The 23,634-nt window shown below is 42.7% G+C and carries 23 protein-coding genes; 11 read left to right on the top strand and 12 right to left on the bottom strand.

The features are described 5' to 3' along the window. The first annotated feature begins 165 nt into the window (after positions 1-165). Together A5883_RS06065 and A5883_RS06060 are read left to right on the top strand one after the other, a co-directional pair. Complete coding sequence (locus A5883_RS06065; protein ID WP_005236299.1) at positions 166-834, top strand: response regulator transcription factor; 669 nt, start codon at positions 166-168, stop codon at positions 832-834. Further along, positions 824-2,266, top strand: a complete 1,443-nt coding sequence (locus A5883_RS06060; RefSeq protein ID WP_016620842.1) for a HAMP domain-containing sensor histidine kinase — start codon at positions 824-826, stop codon at positions 2,264-2,266. Before A5883_RS06065 ends, A5883_RS06060 begins: the two co-directional genes overlap by 11 nt. A 72-nt stretch (positions 2,267-2,338) precedes the next feature. Here the strand turns inward: A5883_RS06060 and A5883_RS06050 are convergent, their stop codons facing one another. The 5 genes from A5883_RS06050 to A5883_RS06030 form a co-directional block, all read right to left on the bottom strand. Continuing rightward, positions 2,339-2,956 carry an HAD-IA family hydrolase gene (locus A5883_RS06050; protein ID WP_005236303.1) on the bottom strand — a complete coding sequence of 206 codons (618 nt, stop codon included), beginning with the start codon at positions 2,954-2,956 and terminating at the stop codon, positions 2,339-2,341. Positions 2,957-3,173: 217 nt separating this feature from the next. Next, positions 3,174-4,766 carry a TPM domain-containing protein gene (locus A5883_RS06045; protein WP_086338151.1) on the bottom strand — a complete coding sequence of 531 codons (1,593 nt, stop codon included), beginning with the start codon at positions 4,764-4,766 and terminating at the stop codon, positions 3,174-3,176. Between the two features lie 140 nt (positions 4,767-4,906). After that, on the bottom strand, positions 4,907-6,256 hold the full coding sequence (locus A5883_RS06040; protein ID WP_008381372.1) for a PFL family protein: 1,350 nt from the start codon (positions 6,254-6,256) through the stop codon (positions 4,907-4,909). Positions 6,257-6,264: 8 nt separating this feature from the next. Beyond that, on the bottom strand, positions 6,265-6,531 hold the full coding sequence (locus A5883_RS06035; RefSeq protein WP_005236306.1) for an ACT domain-containing protein: 267 nt from the start codon (positions 6,529-6,531) through the stop codon (positions 6,265-6,267). A gap of 103 nt (positions 6,532-6,634) precedes the next feature. Next, a complete protein-coding gene (locus tag A5883_RS06030) occupies positions 6,635-7,297 on the bottom strand; it encodes a 2,3-bisphosphoglycerate-dependent phosphoglycerate mutase (RefSeq protein ID WP_008381373.1) in 663 nt (220 codons plus the stop codon). 393 nt (positions 7,298-7,690) lie between these two features. Between A5883_RS06030 and A5883_RS06025 the strand changes: the two genes are divergently transcribed. Genes A5883_RS06025 through A5883_RS06015 form a run of 3 tightly spaced genes read left to right on the top strand, consistent with a single transcriptional unit; the run spans position 7,691 to position 11,059 of the window. Beyond that, a complete protein-coding gene (locus A5883_RS06025; RefSeq protein WP_016613370.1) occupies positions 7,691-9,172 on the top strand; it encodes an ABC transporter substrate-binding protein/permease in 1,482 nt (493 codons plus the stop codon). Beyond that, complete coding sequence (locus A5883_RS06020; protein WP_005230134.1) at positions 9,165-9,887, top strand: amino acid ABC transporter ATP-binding protein; 723 nt, start codon at positions 9,165-9,167, stop codon at positions 9,885-9,887. The genes A5883_RS06025 and A5883_RS06020 overlap by 8 nt, the downstream gene beginning before the upstream one ends. Positions 9,888-9,904: 17 nt before the next feature. Then, positions 9,905-11,059, top strand: coding sequence for a pyridoxal phosphate-dependent aminotransferase (locus tag A5883_RS06015; RefSeq protein ID WP_016613369.1), 1,155 nt, complete (start codon positions 9,905-9,907; stop codon positions 11,057-11,059). A gap of 154 nt (positions 11,060-11,213) precedes the next feature. On the opposite strand, the gene A5883_RS06010 is transcribed toward A5883_RS06015, so the two are convergent. Beyond that, positions 11,214-11,921 (bottom strand): DUF4811 domain-containing protein, encoded by a 708-nt coding sequence (locus tag A5883_RS06010; RefSeq protein WP_016613368.1) that lies wholly within the window; start codon positions 11,919-11,921, stop codon positions 11,214-11,216. Then, positions 11,918-13,396 (bottom strand): MDR family MFS transporter, encoded by a 1,479-nt coding sequence (locus A5883_RS06005; RefSeq protein ID WP_034872230.1) that lies wholly within the window; start codon positions 13,394-13,396, stop codon positions 11,918-11,920. The genes A5883_RS06010 and A5883_RS06005 overlap by 4 nt, the downstream gene beginning before the upstream one ends. A 137-nt stretch (positions 13,397-13,533) precedes the next feature. Here A5883_RS06005 and A5883_RS06000 point away from each other — a divergent pair, with 137 nt between their 5' ends. The 3 genes from A5883_RS06000 (at position 13,534) to spxB (ending at position 16,748) form a co-directional block, all read left to right on the top strand. Continuing rightward, positions 13,534-14,019, top strand: a complete 486-nt coding sequence (locus tag A5883_RS06000) for a MerR family transcriptional regulator (protein WP_008381378.1) — start codon at positions 13,534-13,536, stop codon at positions 14,017-14,019. A 175-nt stretch (positions 14,020-14,194) separates the two neighbouring features. After that, on the top strand, positions 14,195-14,887 hold the full coding sequence (locus A5883_RS05990) for an N-acetylmannosamine-6-phosphate 2-epimerase (protein ID WP_086338150.1): 693 nt from the start codon (positions 14,195-14,197) through the stop codon (positions 14,885-14,887). Positions 14,888-15,014: 127 nt separating this feature from the next. Then, entirely contained in the window at positions 15,015-16,748 is a 1,734-nt protein-coding gene (spxB, locus tag A5883_RS05985; RefSeq protein ID WP_086338149.1) for a pyruvate oxidase, read from the top strand. A 77-nt stretch (positions 16,749-16,825) separates the two neighbouring features. Here the strand turns inward: spxB and A5883_RS19420 are convergent, their stop codons facing one another. After that, positions 16,826-16,954: a hypothetical protein gene (locus A5883_RS19420; protein WP_005236316.1), complete on the bottom strand. Its 129-nt coding sequence runs from the start codon at positions 16,952-16,954 to the stop codon at positions 16,826-16,828. 411 nt (positions 16,955-17,365) lie between these two features. Here A5883_RS19420 and A5883_RS05980 point away from each other — a divergent pair, with 411 nt between their 5' ends. Together A5883_RS05980 and A5883_RS05975 are read left to right on the top strand one after the other, a co-directional pair. Further along, positions 17,366-17,911 (top strand): NfeD family protein, encoded by a 546-nt coding sequence (locus tag A5883_RS05980; protein ID WP_016613363.1) that lies wholly within the window; start codon positions 17,366-17,368, stop codon positions 17,909-17,911. Between the two features lie 25 nt (positions 17,912-17,936). After that, complete coding sequence (locus tag A5883_RS05975; RefSeq protein ID WP_008381386.1) at positions 17,937-19,391, top strand: flotillin family protein; 1,455 nt, start codon at positions 17,937-17,939, stop codon at positions 19,389-19,391. A 78-nt stretch (positions 19,392-19,469) separates the two neighbouring features. On the opposite strand, the gene A5883_RS05970 is transcribed toward A5883_RS05975, so the two are convergent. From A5883_RS05970 to A5883_RS05960, 3 genes are all read right to left on the bottom strand, one after another. Further along, a complete protein-coding gene (locus A5883_RS05970; protein ID WP_016613362.1) occupies positions 19,470-20,039 on the bottom strand; it encodes a sugar O-acetyltransferase in 570 nt (189 codons plus the stop codon). 22 nt (positions 20,040-20,061) lie between these two features. Further along, on the bottom strand, positions 20,062-20,571 hold the full coding sequence (locus tag A5883_RS05965; RefSeq protein WP_016613361.1) for a cyclophilin-like fold protein: 510 nt from the start codon (positions 20,569-20,571) through the stop codon (positions 20,062-20,064). A gap of 124 nt (positions 20,572-20,695) precedes the next feature. Then, the gene (locus tag A5883_RS05960) at positions 20,696-21,667 is read right to left on the bottom strand and encodes an alpha/beta hydrolase (RefSeq protein WP_217809244.1); all 972 of its coding nucleotides are present in this window, start codon (positions 21,665-21,667) and stop codon (positions 20,696-20,698) included. A gap of 341 nt (positions 21,668-22,008) precedes the next feature. Between A5883_RS05960 and A5883_RS05955 the strand changes: the two genes are divergently transcribed. Beyond that, a complete protein-coding gene (locus A5883_RS05955; RefSeq protein ID WP_086338147.1) occupies positions 22,009-22,893 on the top strand; it encodes a LysR family transcriptional regulator in 885 nt (294 codons plus the stop codon). Between the two features lie 87 nt (positions 22,894-22,980). Here the strand turns inward: A5883_RS05955 and A5883_RS05950 are convergent, their stop codons facing one another. Next, on the bottom strand, positions 22,981-23,394 hold the full coding sequence (locus A5883_RS05950) for a VOC family protein (RefSeq protein ID WP_086338146.1): 414 nt from the start codon (positions 23,392-23,394) through the stop codon (positions 22,981-22,983). Positions 23,395-23,634: the final 240 nt, after the last annotated feature.

The following is a 23,634-nucleotide window of genomic DNA, read 5'->3' as shown; positions in this document are numbered from 1 at the left end:
AAGCGCCCCTTTCGATCGAATATACCTCTATAGTATTGGGTATTTGTGATGATCTTGTGAGGGAAAGAACAATTATTTTTCAAAGAGTCATTTTCCTATTAATTCAGCGATTATGCTGTGATATACTTTAAAAAATATAAATTATTTTTAAGGATGTGAATAAAATTGCAAAAAATATTGATTGTCGATGATGACACTCATATGCGTGCCCTAGTGAAAACTTATGCGGAGATCGAAGGGTATCTATGTTTTGAAGCATCAGATGGAAAAGAAACTTTGGAAAAATTAACCAATCATTCATTCGATTTGATTCTCCTAGATGTCATGATGCCGGGAAAAGATGGCTTTCAGACGCTTTCGGAAATCAGAGGTAGCTGTAACACGCCAGTAATCATGATTACCGCTCGAAAGGAAGAGTATGACAAACTCTTTGGCTTCAATCTTGGTGCTGATGATTACATCGCCAAGCCATTTAGCCCTAAAGAGCTGATGGCTCGCATCAAAGCTGTGTTGAAACGAAGTAGTCAATTTCAGTTCGAAAAGATCGTTTATGGCGATCTCGAAGTCAATGTTTTTTCTCATACTGTAACGATCAAAGGGAATCCTCTGCCGCTTACGCCAAAAGAATTCGATCTGCTGGTCTATTTGACAAAAAATAATCATATTGCTTTGAGCCGAGAATCAATTTTAGAAGGTGTCTGGGGCTTCGATTATTTCGGTGATACCAGAACAGTGGATACACACATCAAGTCCTTGCGAGAGCGTCTAGGGGATTACCGAGAGTTGATCCAAACGGTTTGGGGCGTTGGGTATAAATTTGATTATGAAGACTAGTCGGTTAGGTTTTACTTACATCAAAAGTAAATTACTCGTGCGGCTTTGGTCCGCCAATATGCTGCTGGTCATCATTGGCATTGCTTTTTTATGGACTGTTCAAATTTTGCTCTTTGAACCAAATTATATCAATGTAACGAAAGAATCACTTTTAGAAACAGTTCAGGAAACAGCAGCCGCTGTTGAAGAAATGGCAGTAGATCCAGATGATTTACCAGAAGATCCATTGCTTTTCCTCAGTAAAACGATCGTTGGGACTCTTTTTTTAGTCGACGAGTATGGCGAAATTCTGGCGGCATTTAACAATGGACAACAATTAAACATAGATGGGTTGAGCAACGAATACAGCTGGTTGTTATCTCATGCACCCACTGTCCTTAACGGTGAGAGCCTTAGTGCTGTAGAAGACTTTGAAAAGTCTTCTGCCATTCTTATTGGCGTTCCTACGACTCTTTTCCAACGCCCAGCTGCCCTTTTGCTCTCCAATACGATCACTCAAATCGAAGCGCTTCAAAGCATGAATCGACAGCAACTCTTTCTATTCACCATCATATTAACAATTTTTGCATCAACGATCTCCTTTTTTTTAGCACAGCATTTTATTCGCCCGATCAAAACCATCAAAGAAGCCATCATCCGCTTAACCAACGGAGAGCTTTATTCCGTACCCAAACTAAACCGTGGCGATGAATTAGGTACACTTTCTGAATCTGTTGCGGACTTAAGCACAGAACTTCAGCGAGTAGACGTGTTGCGAAAAGAAGTGATTGCCAATGTTTCTCATGAACTACGATCCCCCCTCGCGTTGATCACGGGTTATGGGGAGATGGTACGTGATGTTTCTGGAAGTGACGAACGCCTTCGAAAAGAACATATGGAACTAATTATCAGCGAAGCCCACCGTATGAGTGCCATGGTTGATGACATCATGGATTTCTCTATCATGCAAGCAGGCTATACACAGCTTAAAAATGAAATCTGGAATACATACGAGGTGGTTTCCTCCGTCGTTGCCTACGCAAGAGGGATCGCCAATCAATATGACATCACTGTCGATTTTGAAGCAGATAGTAAGAATGGAATTGCTCTTTTTGATCGCATCAAAATGGAACAGGTTTTGCGTAATTTAATAAACAATGGCATCAACCATACACCTAAAAACGAGCGTCTTTTGATCAAATTAACGAATACATCTACAAGAACAAAAGTTGCTGTCATCAATCCCGGAAAAGATATCCCTCCAGAACAACTCGAACTCATTTGGGAAAGATACCAACGCGTCCAACATCAAGCAGGACATAAAGAAGGAACCGGCATCGGCTTAGCGATCGTGAAAACCATTTTGACTTCTCACGCCTTCGATTATGGCGCTGAGTCGAAAAATGGCGTGACTTCTTTTTGGTTTGTTGTGCCGAGACTAGAAGACCAATGAGAACCACGTTTATACCGTTCATCATAAGTAATGAATGTCTTACTTTCTTTGCGCAAAAAAAGCCTTGATTTCTCAAGACTTAATGATTTCTTGTATTTCAGCCATGGATTGGACGGTATGGTCGGCGGATACATCTTTTAAGATACCTTCTATATCATAAAATATCGTCTTGACACCTGCTCCTTGTCCTGCAAAAACATCCATCGTACGATCGCCGATCATGACGGTCTGATCTTTGTCTAAATGATATTTTTCGACAAGATAAATCAATGAAGTTGGATCAGGTTTACGGGGAAAGTTGTTTTCCGGTCCTACGATCTCAACGATCAGGTCTGCCATCTGTTCTTTTTCTAACAGCTCTTTTGTTGAAACGACATCGCGGTGGGTCAAAATGTAGTTCTTGCCACCAGCAGCAACCACGGCTTCTAATGTTTCTTTGGTTCCTACAAAGGAAAGCGGCAAACGATCATCCAGCGCTTCATTTGCTTTGAATGCTTTAGTGAACTCTTGAAAATCTAAGTTGTATTTTTCAGCAACTTTTTTGGAAGATGAATCTTTCAATATATAATAAATCTCCGCTGGATCTGGATCGAAGCCATACTCCTTCAATGTCTTAATAAAAGCTTTTAACATGATTGGGTAGCTGTCGTAAAGTGTTCCGTCAAAATCCCATATGTAAGATTGGTACATGATATCCCTCGTTTTCTCCCTTTTTCAAATGAATGAAAGTTCCATTCATTTTCTGTAACTCTAAAAAGTTTACCACACTTTGTTTGGTTTGTCTTATTTATCAAGGGATTTCCTCCACAAGAAAAAACACCATTGACCATACAATCCTTCCGCTTGCACAAACCTACATGCAAGCGAATGTATTGCAGAACAATGAACGTTCCTCCTTACGAAAAAATTACCAGCTACCAGAAACACCGCCACCGCTGCTGCTTCCTCCGCTAAAACCGCCAAAATCATTCGAAGAACTTTGTGTATCGGCAATGACTTGTTCTTGATGGGACACGTGATTATTCATCATCACAAAGAACAACGCCATATTCATCCCATGCGGGTCATACTCTTGGCGAGCATTATTTAAAACTGCTGCTCGATCAGAAGCATCAAATGAGGATAATTTGTTTGCTAAATCTGGGTGATTTTGATAAACCTGTTTCAAGTCAACTTGGAACAAGGCATCTGTTTTCACTTCCGCTATAACATTAGAAACTTCTTTCGGAATGGCTTGTACCATCTCAGGATAGGTCGCTTTTTCCGTCACAAGTTGCGCTAAATAACGCCCCTGCTCATTGCGTCTTCTGATCTCTTCTTTGGCTTGCTTAGCTATTTCTGCTCGATACGCATCTGCTAAAGGCAAATTCTCAGGTAACACCGCATCAGATAAATCATAGTCTGCCATCCGTTCAGACACTTCCCTGCCTAATTGGGCTTCATAGGTTTTTAAGGTGTCATGTTGTGTAAGGATCACCTGACCGAAATGTTTGACCGTGGTTTTTTTCTTCATCAGCAAGTTTGAAAAATAAGATCCAATTGCTGGATTCGTCAAGGCATGTTGGATAACTCGTTTATCCGCAGTCGACAATCCGGTGATCGAGCTCAATTTCGCTGGCACGTAAGTACTCGTCACATACTGCGTAAATGCTTGTTGACAATCTTTTGCTGTCTGATACTGATGGTAACGCTGATAGTTCTTTCTATTGCTAGCCCATTTCAAGAAATCTTTCTGTTGGAAGTGACTATCTTCTAACAGATGTTTCGGCAACGGCAGGTGCTCTTCAAATCGCCGTTTGGTTTTAAGATGGCGAAAACTGATGAACCCGACAAGGCTTGCAGCTGCTGCCGCTACGACACCACTGACGATTTTTCCAATAGTGAACCACATTTGCTTAGTGGCTTCTGCTTCTTGTGCCTGTTTTTCTGCTAACATTTGATTGCCATCTTGATAAATCGTCCCTAATCCAATCGTTTCATCCGCTTCTTTCATTCGCTGATAGACTTCATTAGAAGCTGCCAATATCGCTGTATCATAATCTTCATCTCGTAATGCGTCTTTGGCATCTTCATCCACTAAATCATCTTCCGATAGCTCACTGAAGACATAGGATAGTCCATCGCCATAACCCAGACGAAATTCACGATCATCAATGGCAAAGAGAAACAATAGTCCATTATTGTCCTCTGGATTTCCTAAACCATATTCATTGAACAGTTCCAAATTACGCTCTTCAATCGATTGCCCATCTAAGGAAGGGATCGTGATCACAGCATATTCTGGCGCGCCAGTCAATGATTGGAACCCCTCTTTATTCAAGGCATCGATCTGTTCGATCGTCTCTTGTGAAAGGACCCCGGCATCATCGCGAACAAATGTCTGTCCGAATGCAATTGATGGTTGAAGGACAAAAAATCCCATCAAACCAACAAAAACCAACATCCCAAGTTGGAAGATTTTCTTCATTTTACCACCCCTTTTTATCGTGTTATCTTTCATTGTATTCGATTCCAAACAAAAAAACATCCGCCTTAGGAATGAAAAAAATAGTAACAGGACCAAAAAACCTTTAAAAGACAGCATTCTGATTAGTCTTTTAAAGGTCACTTTATCATATTTTCTTACAAAATGAACACGAGCTAGTTTTTAAATGAATGGATCGGTGCGGGAATACGGCCGCCACGCAAAATGAAATCAGTAGACTTCGCAGGATTGGTTTTCATCACTGGCGCCGTCCCTAATAAACCACCAAACTCGATGCGATCGCCGATTTCTTTGCCTTTCGCTGGAATGATTCGGACAGCTGTCGTCTTGTGGTTGATGACACCGATCGCTGCTTCATCCGCGATCATTGCGGCGATCGTCTCAGCCGAAGTATCTCCCGGAATCGCAATCATATCTAAGCCGACAGAGCAGATCGCCGTCATGGCTTCAAGTTTTTCTAAATTCAATAAACCAGCTTCTACTGCTTTGATCATTCCTGCATCTTCAGAAACGGGGATAAAAGCACCCGACAGACCACCAACATGGTTGCAGGCCATTACGCCGCCTTTTTTGACTGCATCATTTAACAATGCCAAAGCAGCTGTTGTTCCGTGGGTACCGACAGATTCTAAGCCCATTTCTTCTAAAATCAATGCCACACTATCACCAACAGCAGGAGTTGGCGCCAGCGAAAGATCGACGATCCCGAATGGAACGCCCAAGCGCTCTGAAGCCACGCGCCCGACCAATTGCCCCATCCGCGTGATCTTGAAAGCTGTTTTTTTGACTGTTTCCGCCACGACATCAAAGGACTCGCCTTTGACTTTTTCCAAGGCACGTTTGACGACACCAGGTCCGCTGACACCGACGTTGATTTCCACATCAGCTTCACCGACCCCATGAAAAGCCCCCGCCATAAAGGGATTGTCTTCCACTGCATTCGCAAAGACGACGAGCTTCGCACAGCCCATATCTGACGCCTCAGCCGTCTTCTTGACTGTTTCTCCCATCAGACGTACTGCATCCATGTTAATCCCAGCTTTCGTTGATCCAATATTGACCGACGAACAGACAAAATTGGTTTGAGCCAAGGCTTCTGGAATCGATTCGATCAATGCAAGGTCGCCGCCTTGATAGCCTTTTTCTACTAGTGCGCTATAGCCGCCGATGAAATTTACTCCGACTTCTTGCGCCGCTCGATCCAAGGTCTTCGCAACTTTGATACAGTCTGCGGGTGTCGGCTGGCAAGCTGCCACTACGATCGCTACAGGGGTAACCGAAATCCGCTTGTTAATAATCGGAATGCCATATTCACTTTCGATCTCTTCGCCGACTTTGACAAGATCTTTCGCTTTTGTTGTAATTTTTTGAAAAATTTTCTCACAGGTACGATCAATATCGGCGTCGATACAATCCAATAATGAAATCCCCATCGTGATCGTACGAATATCTAAGTTTTCTTCTTCCACCATGCGAATGGTTTCAAGTATTTGATTTGTCTCCATAGTGCCTCCTATAATTTATGCATGGTATCAAAAATCTCTTGATTTTGAATGCTGATTTTCACACCTAATGCCTGACCTATTTGGTGAAGCTCCTCACGAACACCGTCAAAATCCTGATTGGCATCCATGTTTAAAAGCATCATCATCGTGAAGTAATCTTCCATGATCGTTTGGGACACATCTAAAATATTGATTTCTAATTCTGCTAATTTCTGGCTGACACCGGCGATGATCCCAACCTTGTCTTTTCCAATAACGGTTAATACGGCTTTCATATTCTCCCGCCTTTCATTAAATTTTTCTTATTATAGCACAACAAAACCACATTTTCGATGTAACATCAAACGAAAATGTGGTTTATTCTTTAAATGTTCGTTATTACGCCCGTTCAATCAAGTTTGCTTGGCTATCAAACTCATAAATGATCGGCTGTGCGTTAGGAATATCGATCGTATCCATGTCATCTTTGGGCACGTCCTCCAAGTATTTGACTAACGCCCGCAAACTGTTCCCATGACCAGTAATGAGAATATTCTTATGATCTTTAAGTAACGGAACCACCTGATCTTGCCAAAATGGAACCACTCGGGCCACGACCATTCCCAGATTTTCTCCCTTAGGAATCAAGCGAGGATCCAAAGAATCGTAGCGTCGATCGAAATCATTTTCCTCCACATATAAAGGCGGTTCATCATATCCTCGACGCCATTTTTGCACCTGTTCTTTTCCATATTGTGCCACCATCACATCTTTATTGACCCCAACCAGTTGCCCATAATGACGCTCGTTTAAGCGCCATGTTTTGTGTACAGGGACCCAAAGCTGATTGCTAGCTTCCAAAACGGCATCACACGTGATGATCGTTCGTTGAAGCACAGATGCAAAGGCAAAATCAAAAGTAATCCCCATTGCTTTGATCTGTTCCCCTGCTACCCATGCTTGTTGCCGGCCTTTCTCGGTCAGCGAAACATCCAGCCATCCTGTCCAATAATTTTCGAAATTTGCTTCACTTTCTCCGTGTCGAATCAATACGACCTTCATCCTACCGCCTCCTCTTCACTTTTATTATCGCAAGAAATCAAAAAAATGTCTTATGTTTCGTTTTTTTTGGCTTCTTCTGAGACCATTTTCCATTTGTTCATTCAGTGTGGTCACATTTCTTTATTATCGGTTATTTTCAAAGTGAAAGATCGAATATATATGTTTAGAAAAAAGACGCTGTGCCTTCTTCACATTGCTCTTGGTTGGATTGCAAAAAAATTGAATAAATGGTTTTACGCTCTACAACATTTTTTGACTTTTTTTCTCTGACTTATTGACTTCAACTGATGTTATGCTATGATAGTTTCTATCACTTATATGTATTTTTATACATTTATTAGTTATTATTTGCATTTTTAATAGATGCGCAGAAAAAGTTAAAGGGGCGTTTACATGAAAAGGTTTAGTAAGGGTACTGTTTTATTAGGGATCATCACAGCATTGCTGCCGTTTTTCTTTGTCGGACAAGCACATGCAGAAGAAACTGATCCAATCTATGAAAAAGTCAAAGAAAATGGTGTATTGGTCGTGGGTTTATCTGCCGATTATGCACCATATGAATTCCGTGCCAATGTTGATGGAAAAAATGAAATCGTGGGGATCGATATCTCGATTGCCCAAAAAATTGCAGATGACTTAGGGGTCGAGCTGAAAATTGAGGAGCTTGGGTTCGACGCGCTGTTAGGGGCTCTAAAAACGGGTAAAATCGATGTCGTCATCTCTGGGATGGCTGCTACGGACGAGCGCCGCAAAGAAGTCAATTTCACTGACACCTATATGGAAGTCCAACAAACTGTTCTGGTTCGAGCGGAAGACGCGGATCGTTTCCAATCGACGGCTGATTTTGATGGTGTGGCTGTCGGTGCACAACGACAAACCACCCAAGAAGAGCTGGCAAATACAGAATTGACTGGCGCGACTGTCACCTCTTTGCAAAGGGTGCCTGATTTGATCACCAATCTAAAATCACGCAAGATCGATGCGATCGTGATGGAAGGTCCCGTTGCCGAAGCATATGTGACGGCGAATGATACATTGGCATTAGCCGAAAATGTCACGTTTGAAAACGGTGTGAAGGAGACCGCCATCGCCATCTCGAAAGAAGCGCCAGTTTTACTGGAAAAACTCAATTCCTCCATTGAAACCATCATTAGTAATGATCTTTTAAGCCAATACAAAGAAGATGCCTATCGATTGATGTTTACCGAAGATGGCACGATCGATGAAGAGCAAAGCTTTTGGGAAAAATATCTGCCTTTTTATATCACCGGAACTGGCTATACCATCTTCCTAGCCTTGGTTGGGGTATTATTCGGCTCTATCGGTGGCAGTTTGTTAGCCTTTATGAAGCTTTCTAAATCAAAAGCACTGAAAGTCATTGCCGCTGTCTATATTGAATATGTTCGAGGAACACCTTTGTTAGTACAAATATTTATTGTATACTTTGGAACAGGCGTGTTAGGCTTAGAGCTTTCGAAATTAGCTGCCGGCTGTATTGCCTTAGCACTAAACAGTGCCGCCTATGTGGCAGAAATCATTCGTGCCGGGATCAATGCCGTCAACAAAGGACAGCTGGAAGCCGCTCGTTCATTAGGAATGAATCAGATCCAAGCGATGCGCTTCATCATTTTCCCGCAAGCCATCAAAAACATCTTGCCTGCTCTAGGAAATGAATTTGTCACGGTCATTAAAGAGTCTTCGGTCGTATCGGTGATCGGTGTGTCTGAACTGATTTTCCAAACAGGCGTCGTTCAAGGGGCCAGCTTCAAACCGTTTTTACCATACGTTATCGTATCATTGATCTACTTTGTATTGACCTTCGCCCTCTCACGTCTCTTGGGTGTTGCTGAAAGGAGAATGAAAACTAGTGATTAAAGTTGAAAAATTAGTGAAAACATTTGGCGAGAATACCGTCTTAAAAGAAATCGATCTTGAAGTGACACCTGGTGAAGTCGTTGTGATCATCGGACCATCAGGAAGTGGAAAAAGTACTTTCTTACGCTGCTTGAACCTTCTTGAACAGCCGACCGGCGGGAAAATCACCTTCGAAGGCAATGATTTATTGGCAAAAGGGGTGAAAATCGATCAGATTCGTCAAAAAATGGGAATGGTTTTTCAAAGCTTCAATCTATTCCCTCATAAAACGGTGTTAGAAAATCTGACTATCAGCCCGATCAAAGTCAAACAGCAAGAGCAAGCCGCTGCCGAAGAGACAGCGAAAGGATTGCTGGAGCAAGTTGGCTTAGCTGAAAAAGCGGATAGTTACCCCTCTAGCCTTTCTGGCGGGCAGCAGCAACGGGTCGCTATTGCTAGAGCGTTGGCAATGGATCCTGATGTAATGCTCTTTGACGAACCAACATCGGCTTTGGACCCAGAAATGGTCGGAGAAGTGTTGACGGTCATGCAAGCTTTAGCAGAAAAAGGCATGACGATGGTGGTCGTTACCCACGAAATGGGCTTCGCTAAAGAAGTTGCCGATCGTGTCATCTTTATGGCTGACGGTATCATTCAAGAACAAGGAACACCCGAACAAATCTTTGAGCATCCGCAAAATGCGCGGACACAGGATTTTTTAAGCAAAGTTTTATAGAAATTGGAGATGACAAAATGAACCGTCCGTTGATTGCAGAACGTTTTTTACAACCAGAAGAAAATCTTTTAATGGAGATCGCCACTCTTGCGAAGAAAACCCCAAATTTGATTGATTTGTCGATTGGTGATCCTGATTTGATTACAGATGCGACGATCATTGAAGCAGCTTTTGCTGACGTCAAAGCGGGTCATACAAAATACACCGCTTCAGACGGTAGTGCTGATTTTATCCAAACTGTCGTTGATTTTTATCAAAAGCAATACCAGCTTACTTTTTCTCCTAGCCAAGTACGAGGAACTGTCGGTGCATTGCATGGCATGTACTTAGCTTTGGCTGCCATCATTGATCCTGGTGATGAAGTGATTATTCATGAACCATACTTTTCACCTTATAAACAACAAGTCGAACTAGTCGGTGGTGTGCCGGTCTTTATCCCGACCTTTGAAAAAGATGGCTTTCAAATCGATGTCGAGGTCTTAAAATCCGCCATCACTGAAAAAACTCGGGCGATCATCATCAATTCACCAAACAATCCTACTGGTGCTGTTTTTTCTCCAGAAACTTTTGAAAAAATCGCAGCAGTTGCCATTGAACATGACTTGCTGATCCTCTCGGATGAAGTCTATGAAGCCTTTTGCTTTGATGATACCTTTGTACCGATGGCAGCCTTCGCACCTGAGAACACCATCACATTCAGCAGTTTCTCAAAAGCCTTTGCCATGACTGGCTGGCGGATCGGCTACATGATCGCACCTGAATCGATCAATCTTACGGCAAAACTGATCAATGAGGCGATCGCCTATTCGGCACCAACCCCTTCACAACGGGCAGGTATTTACGCATTGAATCACTATGATACGCTCGTGCCGCAAGTGGTTGCTGTCTTTAAGGAACGACTGACTTACATTGAACAACGGGTTGCTGAGATTCCATTCCTTTCCTTATCCCCTGTCAAAGGAAGCATGTATGCCTTCATCAACATTGAACAAACGGGGTTGGACTCTGTCAGCTTTGTCGAGAAATTATTAAAGGAAACCAGTGTGCTGATGATCCCTGGGAAAGCCTTTGGAGAAACGACCGGCGATGGCTATGTTCGCTTAGCTGCCACCCAATCGTTGGACTTGTTAAAAGAAGCTTTCGACCGGATTGCCGCGTGCTCATTTGAATAAAGAAAATCCCACACACTAGTAGTGAGTGGGATTTTTATTGTTGATGGACACGACCAACATTTAGCAGCTGTTTCGCTAAATCACAAGTTTCATGTAGAAAAAGGGACAGAAGAATCCGATTTGATTCTTCCATCCCATGACGATCTACTCGTTTTTACTTTTTTGCTTCTTCAAGCAGTTTTGCCATCGCTTCTTTTTGATAAGCTTCTGTCAATTCAGCGATTTTTGCTTTTTGGGCTGCCTCGTCCATAGTTGGATCAGCCATTAATGCAGCTTGCATTTTTTCTTGGACATACGCTTGTCCTTGTGTTTTCATGGTGTCCGCTTGTTCTTTCGCTAAAGAAGCCAGTTTTTTTGCTTGATCCACACTCAAGACTTCCCATGAATCTGGTAATGAGAACGTATTGGTACGGCTGACATATTGGCCATCGTTATCAGCGATTCCGAACAAGAAGCGTGATAGGTCACTTTTATAAACCCAGCGCGTCGTTTTTGTTTCTAATTGAGCTGACTCAGCCCCTGTTTCCACGACATTGGTCACTTTATCAGTACCGGTTTGTTTTGGTTCCTCTTGATCAGTATCCGTTTTATACAGGTAGATTTTTTCCGTACCATCTCCTAATGGCTGATACAATAGTAAATCAAAATTCTCATTATCGGCACTAGAAACCAGTGCTGTTGTTTTAGCAGTCGTTTCTTTTTCCATTCCAAAATGGTAAGTCAAATTGGCCATCAATGCGACGACACTTGCTACGAAGACTAGACCTAAGACCAATGATAAACCTGTTTGCCGCTTGTTTTTGGCAAAAACATTCAGTACCGCAAACCCTAACACGCTAAGAACGATCAAAAGCAAGATCATTTGTCCGCACCTCCTTCAAGAACCGTCAATCGTGGTTCTTTTTTCTTTAAGGAGAAGGCGATCAAGAAACCTAAGAAACTAAAGACCGCTGCCACATAAAAGGCGGCATGGTAGCCGGATAAAGTCGCTTCGATTGCTTGGTCTTTGTAGGCCAAAGGCGTTTTATCCAGCAAAGAATCACTTGGCAAGTTGCCTTTGGTGACGTTTGTCAAGACACTGATCAAGATAGCCGTACCAATTGAGCTGGCTACTTGACGGAAGGTATTGTTTACTGCGGTACCGTGACTGATCAGATTACCAGGCAAGGCATTCATTCCTGAAGTCGTTACTGGCATCATCACCATTGAGATCCCGAACATCCGAATCCCATAAAGAATGATGATATGCAAAATCGGTGTATCTTTTGTTAAGAAAGCAAATGGTAAGGTTGCGGCGGTCAAGATAAACATCCCGGTGATAGCTAAACGTTTTGCACCATACTTATCAAAGATCGCACCAGTGATTGGCATCATGATCCCCATGATCAACGCACCTGGTAATAACATCAATCCTGAATGGAACGCTGATTCACCACGAATGTTTTGGATATACAATGGGAGTACCATTTCAGCACCGATCATCGCCATATTCGTGACCCCTGAAAGGATCGACGCCAAGGTAAAGGTCGTTGATTTGAACACGCGCAACTCTAAGAACGGATGCTCAATGTGCAATTGACGCCATGCAAAGAAAGCAATGAAAAAGACACCGGCTGCAAGAAAACCGATTACTTCAATACTGCCCCACCCTTTGTCACCGACGCTTGAAAAGCCATAGAGCAATGTACCAAAACCAAGCGTTGATAAAATCGCTGAGAACAGATCGATTTTCGGATGCGACAATTCAATCACACTCTTCATTAGAAAGAGCGCTAAGACTAAGACTAAAACGACGATCGGAATGACCATTCCGAACAAATAACGCCAGTCATAATGATCAATGATCCAACCAGATAACGTTGGGCCTAAGGCTGGTGCCAACCCAATAACGATTCCAGACATGCCCATAGCTGAACCGCGTTTTTCTGGTGGGAAGATCGACAACATGATATTTTGCAAAAGCGGCATGGAGATCCCTACACCAGCAGCTTGCACTAAGCGGCCAATCAATAATGTAGAAAAGTTCGGTGCTGCAAAACAAGCGATCGTTCCAGCCAGGAAGATGCTCATTGCCGTTAAGTAAAGATTTCTTGAGCTGAACTTGTTGATCAGCCATGCGGTGATCGGGATCATGATCCCATTGACCAGCAAGAAACCGGTGGTTAGCCATTGGACATCAGATGCAGAGATGTCAAAGGCATCCATCAAGGTTGGAAAAGCCGTTGTTAACAATGTTTGGTTCAAAACAGTACAAAACGTACCGATCAGCAAAACCATAACCAGTAAGGAACGATTGTAAGGTTTGCCGTAGATATCTAAAGGACGACTCGTTGACATATTTCACACTCTTTTCAGTATATTTTTCATAAAACCTTCTTTACTTTAAATCTTTCCCTAACATTTGTCAACCTACTTGACATAAAAGTAAAACAAGTTACAATGTTAACAAATACCTTTACAAGAATGGAGTCCGTATGTCTCATCTTTTTCGAAAACTCGTTGATAATGAAAACTTGTTGGTCGGCATCAGCGAACTTAGCCAAATGTGTGATATCTCCCCTCGCCAATTGCGTTATTGGGAACAAAAAGGATTTATTCAATCGGTCCCACAAGAAGAAAATGCCCCACGAAAATACCGACTGCCCACGGTCGTCAAAGTGGAAATGATCAAAACGTTTTTAGATGAAGGCTTTACGTTAGCCAAGGCTGTTGAAAAAGCAGACAAAAAAATCAAGACCGCCCATCATATTCGCAAAGTGTTTTCTGGGGTTTTACAGAATTTAGAAGTCATCAATGAACGGTTTACGATCATCAGTCTGGGACCAGTAGACGAAGACGGAAAAATCCTCCATATCATTCACGATGAAGAAACAGACCGATTGCAATACGAAGTGCTGTCTGCTAATCAAACGATCGATTTTGAGAAGTTCAAGCAATGCACGTCAAAACAAGCGGAATAAATGATTCCCTATCCTCACCTCCTAATGAAGCAAGCACCCTTGATGACGGTGCTTGCTTCTTTTTTGGTGTTCGCTTTCCTTTTAAAGAAGGTGTCGTTTCATTTACAAGGAAAAAGCCTCATGATATAGTCGAAGGGAGAAACGAACCTTTACAAGAATGGGAAGTGTCAAATACATGGAAAAAGAAGTTTTTATCCAACAAATCAAGGACGGAGTGATCGTTTCTTGTCAAGCATTGCCTGGAGAACCCCTATATACCGAAAACGGCGGTGTCATGCCCCTATTGGCAAAAGCAGCTCAAGAAGCTGGTGCTGTTGGCATCCGTGCCAATTCCGTTCGCGATATTCGCGAGATCCAAGCAGCTGTTGATTTGCCGATCATCGGAATCATCAAAAAAGACTATCCACCGGAAGAACCATTTATCACAGCAACCATCAAAGAGGTACACGAATTAGCAGCTTTACATATTGCGGTGATCGCCTTGGACTGCACCTTGCGCAAACGTCATGATGGCTTGACCATTAATGCCTTTATTAAGCAAATCAAAACTCTTTATCCCCATCAACTACTCATGGCAGATATCGCCACCTATGATGAAGGCATCAATGCCTTTGAAGCGGGCGTCGATTTTGTTGGTACAACTTTGTCCGGCTACACGGCGAACAGTCCTACCAATGACGAACCGGACTATCAGTTGATCCAGCAATTGGTTACGGCGAAGGTTCCGGTAATAGCCGAAGGCAAGATCCACACCCCGGAACAAGCAAAAAAAATTCAGGATATGGGTGTGACCGGTATCGTGGTTGGTGGTGCCATCACCCGACCAAAAGAGATCGCCAGTCGATTCGTGCAAGAGCTTCGCAACTGAGTCGTTCATTTCCTAAAATAAGTCTTTCTATGCGCCTTGTGACAGAAGGCGCATTCTTTGTTGTCTTTTTGAGAAACGTTTATACTTAAAAGAGAACGAATGACAACAGAGAAAGCGAGTGAAGAAAATGACAAAAATCAATGCTGGTACAGCAATGATCAAGATTTTTGAAGCGTGGGGCATCGACCATATCTATGGAATCCCCGGTGGATCTTTCAACTCAACGATGGATGCTTTGTACCATGAACGGCAATCGGTCAAATATGTTCAAGTACGTCATGAAGAAGCGGGTGCGCTGGCAGCGGCGGCTGATGCCAAACTAACGGGAAAAGTCGGTGCGGTTTTCGGTTCTGCTGGTCCAGGTGCCACCCACTTGATCAATGGCTTATATGATGCCCAAATGGATAATGTGCCTGTCGTTGCCTTAATAGGACAAGTGGCTTCAAGTTCGATGAACTACAATGATTTTCAAGAAATGAATGAAAATCCGATGTTCGCAGATGTCAGTATTTACAATCGCACGGTCATGTCCCCTGAAAGTTTGCCCCACGTGGTGGATGAAGCCATTAAAGCCGCCTATAAATTTAAAGGCGTTGCTGTAGTAACGATCCCGGTCGATTACGGGTTTGCAGAAATCGACGAACAGGAGATTGCAACCGCCAAAAATCATAAGACGGGTGTTCTCCAGCCGGATGAAGACGATTTACGAGCTGCCCTTTCTTATTTTGAACAAGCAAAAAAACCTGTCCTTTATATCGGACAAGGTCTCTTTGGTCATTTTGATGCCATCGATGCTTTTTCTAAGCATTTCTCAATGCCTGTAGCGGCTTCTGTGTTAGCCAAAGGCATCGTGCCTGATCTTTATGAAAACTTTCTTGGATTTGCCGGACGGGTTGCGACAAAACCAGCCAATGAAGCTTTGGCAGAAGCTGATCTCATCGTTTTTGTCGGCAGTGACTTCCCTTTTGGACGCCGCTTTTTCAATCCTGATGCCAACTTTGTCCAAGTTGATATCGACGCCTCGAAATTTGGTCGTCGTCATCAGACGGATGTCTCCGTTTTAGGAGATGGTGCGACCGCTCTTAGAAAATGGACAGAGATGGCAGCCCCTCGTCCTGCAGATGCCTGGATAAAAGCCAATCAAGAAAACGCTCGGAATTGGCATGCATGGCGCCATAGTTTTGACCATGATGCGCAAGAGCCCTTGCGTCCTGAACCTGTCTATCGAGAAATCAACCGTATCGCAGCTCCTGATGCCCTGTTTGTCACAGATGTTGGTAATGTTACGATCCAAAGTATCCGACATTTAGAAATGACGGGTGAACAGCGTTTCACAACGTCTGGCTGGTTTGCGACAATGGGCAATGGTGTACCTGGTGGGATCGCCGCTCAATTGAGCTATCCGAATCGCCAAGTATTTACCTTTAGTGGGGATGGCGGTTTTGCGATGCAAATGCAAGACATCATTACTCAAGTGAAATATGATTTGCCAATCATCAACGTGGTCTTTTCCAATGACTCATTCGGCTTCATCGAAGCGGAGCAAGAAGATACCGAGCAAACCAAGTTCGGTGTGCAACTAGCCGGTGCTGATTTTGGTAAAGTTGGGGAAGCATTAGGTGCGAAAGGCTTCACGGTAACGAAGGCAGAAGAATTAGCATCCGTCTTTACACAAGCTAAAGAAAGCCACGGCCCCGTCGTGATCGATGTCAAGATCGCTAACGAACGACCTCTTCCCGTCGAAGAATTGAAACTGGATCCTAAACGCTTCAGTGCTGAAGAAATCGCAGCGTTTAAAGCAAAATACCAAGTCCATGATCTGCCAGCTTTGAGTGAGTTGTACGTGAATTCTGAGGAATAAAAAAAAAGAGAGAAAGACAGCAACCCTGTCCTTCTCTCTTTTTTTAATCGCTCATTTCGTGTTAATAATCCATCGCCTTACTTATTATAAATTTTCGGGCCTTTACGCATGTTTTTCCGATCATTTTTTGGGGATTCCATCTTTTTTGAACGGCCGCCGCCTTGTTTTTTCTTGATTAGTTCTAACATTTTTTCTTTTTGATCCATCGATTCCACCTCTATTTCTTAGCAATACGATCTGTCGGTTGAAAAGAAGTGTTCCTGACTTCTTTTATGTTTGCGAACAACTACTTTATTTCGATTGGGTTAGAAAACAAACGCTGCCTATTTACGTGTCTAGAGTCAGCAGTTCCTTTTGACATTTTTACTACCCTGATTTAATCTACTTTGATTTTGATTGTTTGTCAATGGCTCTTGAAAAAATCATGTGCTTTTGTTGCCTTCTCCCAAATAATAAACCACCATTTATTATATTATTTGATCATTTTATCTAATTAAATCGAATATTTTTATTATTTATTGGTATAATTATAACAGAATCTCTGTTCCTTTCTTTTGCTTCCTTCGTTCTTCTTCCGATTGTCTCCTAACTTTCGTCGTTCTCACAAATCACGCTATTTGAAAGGAGGTGGATATGTGCTGCACACTTATGCACCTGAGCAAATTTATTTGTATGTTTTGATTGGCTGTGCTATTTTAGCCTTTTTGCTGCTTCTGTTTGGGGATATCTTCGATTTCGACGGACCAGTCGATCCGATGTTAATTATTCCATGGTTTGCCTTTACAAGTCTCTTCGGTTACTTAGGAGAAACTTTTCTGTCTGGCTATTCGCTCCTACTTTTCGTCATTAGCGGCTGCCTTGCTACAGGGCTCGTTTTTCTCTTGAATTTTTACGTGCTGATTCCCATGCGAAATGCGGAAGCGACACTGTCAAGTTCTGAGAAAGATTTTGAAGGTCGCATCGCAACGGTGCTGACGCCGATTCCTTGTGAAGGAATGGGCGAAATTCAACTCACAAGTGTCACTGGTTCAAGCAATCGACCAGCTACGGCTTTCCAACCAATCGATGAACCATTAGCAGCTGGATCGAAGGTTTTGATTATTGAAGTCAAAGAACGAGTTTGCTACGTCGTTCCTTACACAAAAAAATTTTTGGATAACTAAACTAAATCACTAAAGAGGTGTATCTATGGATATTCTATTATCACCAATCGTTTTCCCGATCGCCATCGTGGCATTCATTTTATTAATGCTTTTGATCGTCTTTGTCACGAAATATCAAACAGCCAAGCCCGATGAAGCATTGATCATCAGCGGAAGCTATCTAGGTAGCAAAAATGTACACGCCGATGAAAGCAACAACAAAATCAAAATCGTACGTGGTGGCGGAGCCTTTGTTTTGCCAGTGTTTCAACGATCGAATCGAATCAGTTTGCTCTCCAGCAAGCTGGATGTCTCAACGCCGGAAGTCTACACTGAACAAGGGGTTCCCGTGATGTGTGACGGAACTTCCATTATTAAGATCGGCTCATCCGTGGAAGAAATTGCAACGGCAGCGGAACAATTTCTAGGAAAAACCCGTGAAGAATTAGAAAATGAAGCGCGGGAAGTGCTAGAAGGCCATTTGCGTTCGATCCTTGGTTCAATGACTGTGGAAGAAATTTATCAAAATCGCGACAAATTCAGCCAAAGTGTGCAAGAAGTAGCCTCTGTCGATCTAGCGAAAATGGGCTTGATCATTGTCTCCTTTACGATCAAAGAAGTACGAGACAAAAACGGCTATTTGGATTCTCTTGGAAAGCCTAGAATCGCCCAAGTCAAACGGGATGCTGAAATTGCGGAAGCTGAAGCACTGAAAGAAACCCGCATCAAAAAAGCCCAATCGGAACAAGAATCGCAAACAGCGGAATCAAAACGCATGACCGAAATCGCTGAAGCATTGAAGGAAAAAGAATTGAAGCTGGCGCTTTATAAGAAAGAACAAGACATCGCCAAAGCCGATGCCGATCAAGCCTATCATCTACAAAGTGCCATCATGAAACAAAAAGTCCGAGAACAAGAGATTGAAGTCGAAGTCGTTGAACGACAAAAACAAATCGAATTGGAAGAAAAAGAAATCTTGCGTCGTGAGAAGCAATTTGATTCAGAGATCAAGAAAAAAGCCGATGCGGATCGTTATGCGCTTGAACAAGAAGCGCTAGCCAAAAAAGCATCTGCCTTAGCTACCACTGAAGCCGAGCAATTTCGAACAGAGTCCTTGGCAAAAGCCGAAGCCGATAAGATTCGTTTGATCGGTTTGGCAGAAGCCGAAACCACTTTGGCGAAAGGAACGGCAGAAGCCGAAACGAAAGAAAAAGTCGCTGAAGCCTTCAAGAAATACGATGAAGCAGCCATTCTGAGCATGATCGTCGAGATCCTGCCACAATTAGTCAAAGAAGCAGCCGCACCATTAGGCAATATCGATAAAATTTCAGTCGTTGATACAGGATCAGGTGAAGGTGGCGGTGCCAATCGTGTCACCAATTACGCCACCAATCTCTTATCGACCACACAAGAAACGTTGAAAGAAACCCTCGGTCTTGATGTGAAATCGTTGATTGAAAACTTCGCCGGTTCCACTACGAGCGAGCCGCCTCAAGAATAAGAAAACTGCTGTTCGTCTTCATCGCTTTACAAGCGACAAGGCGAACAGCAGTTTTTTTCTTACTCATTGCTATTATGCTTACTCAGTAACCTCTTTGACATATTTTGCAGGTACACCAGCCACGATCGTGCGCTCAGCGACATCTTTGGTCACCACCGACCCAGCAGCAATGATCGCATGGTCGCCGATGGTCACACCGGCAACGATCGTTGTATTTGAGCCTATCCAAACATTCTTCCCGATCGTGATGGATGCCGGATAAAGTGTGCCACGATCTTCAAGATGAAAGCCATGATTCAAGGTAGCTAAAACAACGTTATGCCCAATCAGGGCACCATCACCAATCGTAATCCCTCCTTGGTCTTGAAAATGACAACCCGCATTGATAAAGACATCTTTGCCAATGCTGATATTCTTGCCATAATCTGTATAAAAGGGTGGAAACAGCGAAAAAGTCGGCTCAACTGGTTTTCCTGTCAATTGGGCAAAAAGTTCTTGTAACTCATCAGACTCATGGTAGACTGTATTGATTTTCATCGTGATTTTTCTCGCCTTAGCACTCAGAGCTACCATTTGTTTGGAAGCTTGCGAACCGGCAAGTAAGGGTTCGCCACTTGCCATGAGTTTGTTTAATTGATCGATCGTCATGTGTTTTTCTCCTATTCATTTGTTATTCACGAGGATTTCTTAACGAAAAAATAACCTCTACGTCTTCCGCCCCAAGTACTTCTTTTAACCCCGTCGGATCTTCAATGACACCGATACGATTATAGCCACCATAAGAATTGGTAAAGGTCTGATAAAACAGCACCAACGTATGACTATTCCAGCTCATGATTTCTCCTTCGTGAATGATCTCCGGCCGTTCTGTAGTCATTTCTGGCAAATTCTCAGAAAAACGATAATATTTCTCGTTGTTGTTCAAATCACTCATTGTCACCGTAAAGGGCATTTGATTCATTAGGTGCTCAGACACCTCATTTTCATAAAACTTCGCTAGAAAATTCTGTTGACCAACCGTAATGACGACAGCTGTTGCTGCTGAAAACTGCTGGACATTCTCTTGGCTAGCTTCCGATGAAGTTTCGTTAGCGGATTGCATATTGGTTCTCTCTGTTTCGCTTGTCCCACAGGCACTTAATAAGAACAGCAAAATAGCGGATATCAATTTTATAAGCATCTCTTCGCTCCTTTCTGGTGATGATTCTATGTAGAAGCGGGCAACTGAATGCGTATTTTCAAAAAAACACGACTGCTCAGCAGAGGCAGAGTGACCGAACAGTCGTGAAGATCGTTGTGGCTATTTAGTTCAAATGTTCTTGGAAGAATTGGGTCATTTGATCAAAAGGAATTACGTCTGTTTGATCATATAGATCAACGTGCGAAGCATTAGGAATGACCGTCAACTCTTTGTTATCGCCTTGTAATTGCTCAAAGGCGTCTTGACTGAAGTAAAGAGAGTGGGCTTCTTCTCCATGGAGTAATAAAACGGCGCTTTGGATCTCATCGATATACGACAAGAGCGGCATATTTAAGAACGACAGCGATGATGTCATGTTCCAACCGTCATTGGAATTTAACGAACGTTCATGATAGCCGCGTTCCGTTTTGTAGTAATCAAAATAATCTTGCATAAAGACCGGTGCATCCTCCGGTAGTGTATCTGGCACTCCACCTGCTCTTTCGTAGCTACCGTTAGCAAAATCAACGGTCCGCTGGGCGTTCAGCTGTTGGCGCAATTCATGACGTCCTTCAGCCCCCATCTCATCAAAATACCCCTGAGCATTGACTCTCGACATGTCATACATCGTGGCGGAAACCGTCGCTTTCACACGGGTATCAATGGCTGCGGCATTCAATGCCATCCCGCCCCAACCGCAAATTCCGATCAAGCTGATTCTTTCTTCATCTACATTTTCTTGGACTGACAAAAAATCGACTGCTGCCTGAAAGTCTTCTGTATTGATATCTGGTGATGCCACATAGCGTGGTTCCCCACCGCTTTCGCCTGTGTATGAAGGATCAAAAGCGATCGTAACAAAACCTCGTTCAGCCATCGTTTGGGCATATAGACCAGATGTCTGTTCTTTGACTGCCCCAAAGGGTCCGCTAACCGCGATTGCTGGAAGTGGTCCTTGCGCATCAATTGGTTCATAAAGATCAGCAACTAAAGTGATGCCGTAGCGATTTTCAAAAGTTACTTTTCGGTGATTCACCGTGTCACTTTCTGGGAAAACTTTGTCCCATTCATCTGTAAATGAAACATTTTCTGTCATCGTTTCTCCTCCTGAACTGGCTTGTGTTGCTTCGTTTGCCGCCTCGTTATTGCTGCTGCAAGCACCTAAAATAAGTGGTGCTAGCATCAATAGTGATACAAGTGTCTTTTTTTGCCAATTTTTCATTTCATTCGCCTTCTTTCATGGTCAATCATCCTGTACCTTAGGGCGACATATACAACTCCTTTTCTCTTTTGATCTTTTGTTGATTACCGGTAACTCATAGATCAAAAGAGTGATTCTCGGATTAAATCTATTGTACTTCGCGGTCTTTTCCATGTAAAATATCAATATCAAATACCTAACTATTCATTATACGAATAGCAAGAGGAGCATTTTAAATGGAATTAAAAAATCTGACCACCTTTTTAGCAGTTGCAGAAAAAGAGACAATTTCGGCTGCCGCAAAACATCTGCATCTTTCTCAACCTTCCTTGTCCCGACAATTGATGGAGCTAGAAAAAGAATTAGGCGTGACGTTGTTCACCCGAGGCAATCGCAAAATCACACTAACAGAAGACGGACTGTTGTTTCGTAAACGGGCGGAAGAAATCGTAGAATTATTAGAAAAGACCCGCTCAGAATTTTTGTCGCCTCGAGATACGATCGCCGGCAATGTATCGATCGGAGCTGGAGAAACTTATGTGATTCAGTTGCTAGGAGCAATCATCAAAGAAATCCAAGCTGAATACCCCAACATCAAATTTCACTTTTATAGCGGCAACGCCGATGAGGTCAAAGAACGATTGGATAAAGGATTGTTGGATTTTGGTGTCGTAATCAGTCCAGCAGACGTCAAAAAGTACCATTCCTTACGCTTACCTGCCAAAGATACCTGGGGCGTGTTGATGCGAAAAGACAGTCCTCTAGCTGTCAAAGAAGTCATTACCCCAAAAGATCTCTGGGACGTTCCCTTGATTACTTCGCGACAAAGTTTGGTCAGCAGTGAACTTTCTAAATGGTTGAAAAAAGACCTGAAAAAATTGACGGTCGTCGCCACATATAACCTTGTTTACAATGCATCAAAGCTGGTAGAAGAAGGTGTCGGTTACGGATTGACTCTAGATAAACTAGTCAACTTCGCCCCAGATAGCCAATTGTGTTTTAGAAAATTGAGCCCAGCACTGGAATCAAACCTTGACGTCATTTGGAAAAACACCCAAGTTTTTTCAAAAGCTTCTGGACTTTTCTTGGAGCGGATGAAGGAACGCTTTACAGTAGAATGATTTCAAATAAAAAAAGATTTATCTCAAAACAACTATGAGATAAATCTTTCTTTACGTTTTTTCTGATTCATTTTGGATGTGAACTCTTTAGACACCGCCATCCTCCAAGCTTAGCAAATTTCCTTCTGGATCGCGGAAATAAGCAACATGAAAAGCTTGGTCCCCTTCCCCCAAAACGGTTTTACTTACTTCAAACACTACACCAGCATTGTTCATTCTCGTATAATCTTCTTCAAAATCCGTAGTATGAAATGTTGCCGAAAGCGTATCAGATGAAATCCGATTCTCTGAAATCGGGTAGCCCTCCATTTGATCGATCACGGCATCCACTTGGAACATACCAAAAAAAGGCGCCTCCTCTTTCTTCGATGCAAAGCTTGTATAAGGACCTGACTCATCGCCATAAGTTGGTACCAAGCCGACTTTTTCCGTATAAAATTCATAACACTTCTGATAGTCTCCTTTGACTTGAACGCAAGCTGTGATTCGTTGAATGGTCAATTTGTCTTTTCTCCTTTTCGAATGTGTCTTTCATCTATTTAAAGTAATTAAAGCATATGTTAACCATAATAGCATATTTATCGAATAAAATTTATTGTATTGTGAATTCCATTCGACAATCTAATCAAAATTAGCGTTGGTTTTCCCAATAGTTACTTATATTAAAAATCAATCAGATGAAATGTAATAAACTTAAAGTCTTCTGATTGACTTTTACTTTTCTAAACCTAAAAATGGGTA

Source organism: Enterococcus sp. 5B3_DIV0040 (assembly GCF_002140755.1).
GTDB classification, from domain to species: domain Bacteria; phylum Bacillota; class Bacilli; order Lactobacillales; family Enterococcaceae; genus Enterococcus_D; species Enterococcus_D casseliflavus.
The sequence above is the reverse complement of the archived record's forward strand: the minus strand, read 5'-3'. Positions and strand labels throughout refer to the sequence as shown.

Excerpts from the sequence above, each read along its gene's own strand:
- A5883_RS06060 (WP_016620842.1), top strand. The coding sequence starts at position 824 with ATGAAGACTAGTCGGTTAGGTTTTACTTACATCAAAAGTAAATTACTC.
- A5883_RS06050 (WP_005236303.1), bottom strand. The coding sequence starts at position 2,956 with ATGTACCAATCTTACATATGGGATTTTGACGGAACACTTTACGACAGC.
- A5883_RS06045 (WP_086338151.1), bottom strand. The coding sequence starts at position 4,766 with ATGAAAGATAACACGATAAAAAGGGGTGGTAAAATGAAGAAAATCTTC.
- A5883_RS06040 (WP_008381372.1), bottom strand. The coding sequence starts at position 6,256 with ATGGAGACAAATCAAATACTTGAAACCATTCGCATGGTGGAAGAAGAA.
- A5883_RS06035 (WP_005236306.1), bottom strand. The coding sequence starts at position 6,531 with ATGAAAGCCGTATTAACCGTTATTGGAAAAGACAAGGTTGGGATCATC.
- A5883_RS06030 (WP_008381373.1), bottom strand. The coding sequence starts at position 7,297 with ATGAAGGTCGTATTGATTCGACACGGAGAAAGTGAAGCAAATTTCGAA.
- A5883_RS06025 (WP_016613370.1), top strand. The coding sequence starts at position 7,691 with ATGAAAAGGTTTAGTAAGGGTACTGTTTTATTAGGGATCATCACAGCA.
- A5883_RS06015 (WP_016613369.1), top strand. The coding sequence starts at position 9,905 with ATGAACCGTCCGTTGATTGCAGAACGTTTTTTACAACCAGAAGAAAAT.
- A5883_RS06010 (WP_016613368.1), bottom strand. The coding sequence starts at position 11,921 with ATGATCTTGCTTTTGATCGTTCTTAGCGTGTTAGGGTTTGCGGTACTG.
- A5883_RS06005 (WP_034872230.1), bottom strand. The coding sequence starts at position 13,396 with ATGTCAACGAGTCGTCCTTTAGATATCTACGGCAAACCTTACAATCGT.
- A5883_RS06000 (WP_008381378.1), top strand. The coding sequence starts at position 13,534 with ATGTCTCATCTTTTTCGAAAACTCGTTGATAATGAAAACTTGTTGGTC.
- A5883_RS05990 (WP_086338150.1), top strand. The coding sequence starts at position 14,195 with ATGGAAAAAGAAGTTTTTATCCAACAAATCAAGGACGGAGTGATCGTT.
- spxB (WP_086338149.1), top strand. The coding sequence starts at position 15,015 with ATGACAAAAATCAATGCTGGTACAGCAATGATCAAGATTTTTGAAGCG.
- A5883_RS19420 (WP_005236316.1), bottom strand. The coding sequence starts at position 16,954 with ATGGATCAAAAAGAAAAAATGTTAGAACTAATCAAGAAAAAACAAGGC.
- A5883_RS05975 (WP_008381386.1), top strand. The coding sequence starts at position 17,937 with ATGGATATTCTATTATCACCAATCGTTTTCCCGATCGCCATCGTGGCA.
- A5883_RS05970 (WP_016613362.1), bottom strand. The coding sequence starts at position 20,039 with ATGACGATCGATCAATTAAACAAACTCATGGCAAGTGGCGAACCCTTA.
- A5883_RS05965 (WP_016613361.1), bottom strand. The coding sequence starts at position 20,571 with ATGCTTATAAAATTGATATCCGCTATTTTGCTGTTCTTATTAAGTGCC.
- A5883_RS05960 (WP_217809244.1), bottom strand. The coding sequence starts at position 21,667 with ATGACAGAAAATGTTTCATTTACAGATGAATGGGACAAAGTTTTCCCA.
- A5883_RS05955 (WP_086338147.1), top strand. The coding sequence starts at position 22,009 with ATGGAATTAAAAAATCTGACCACCTTTTTAGCAGTTGCAGAAAAAGAG.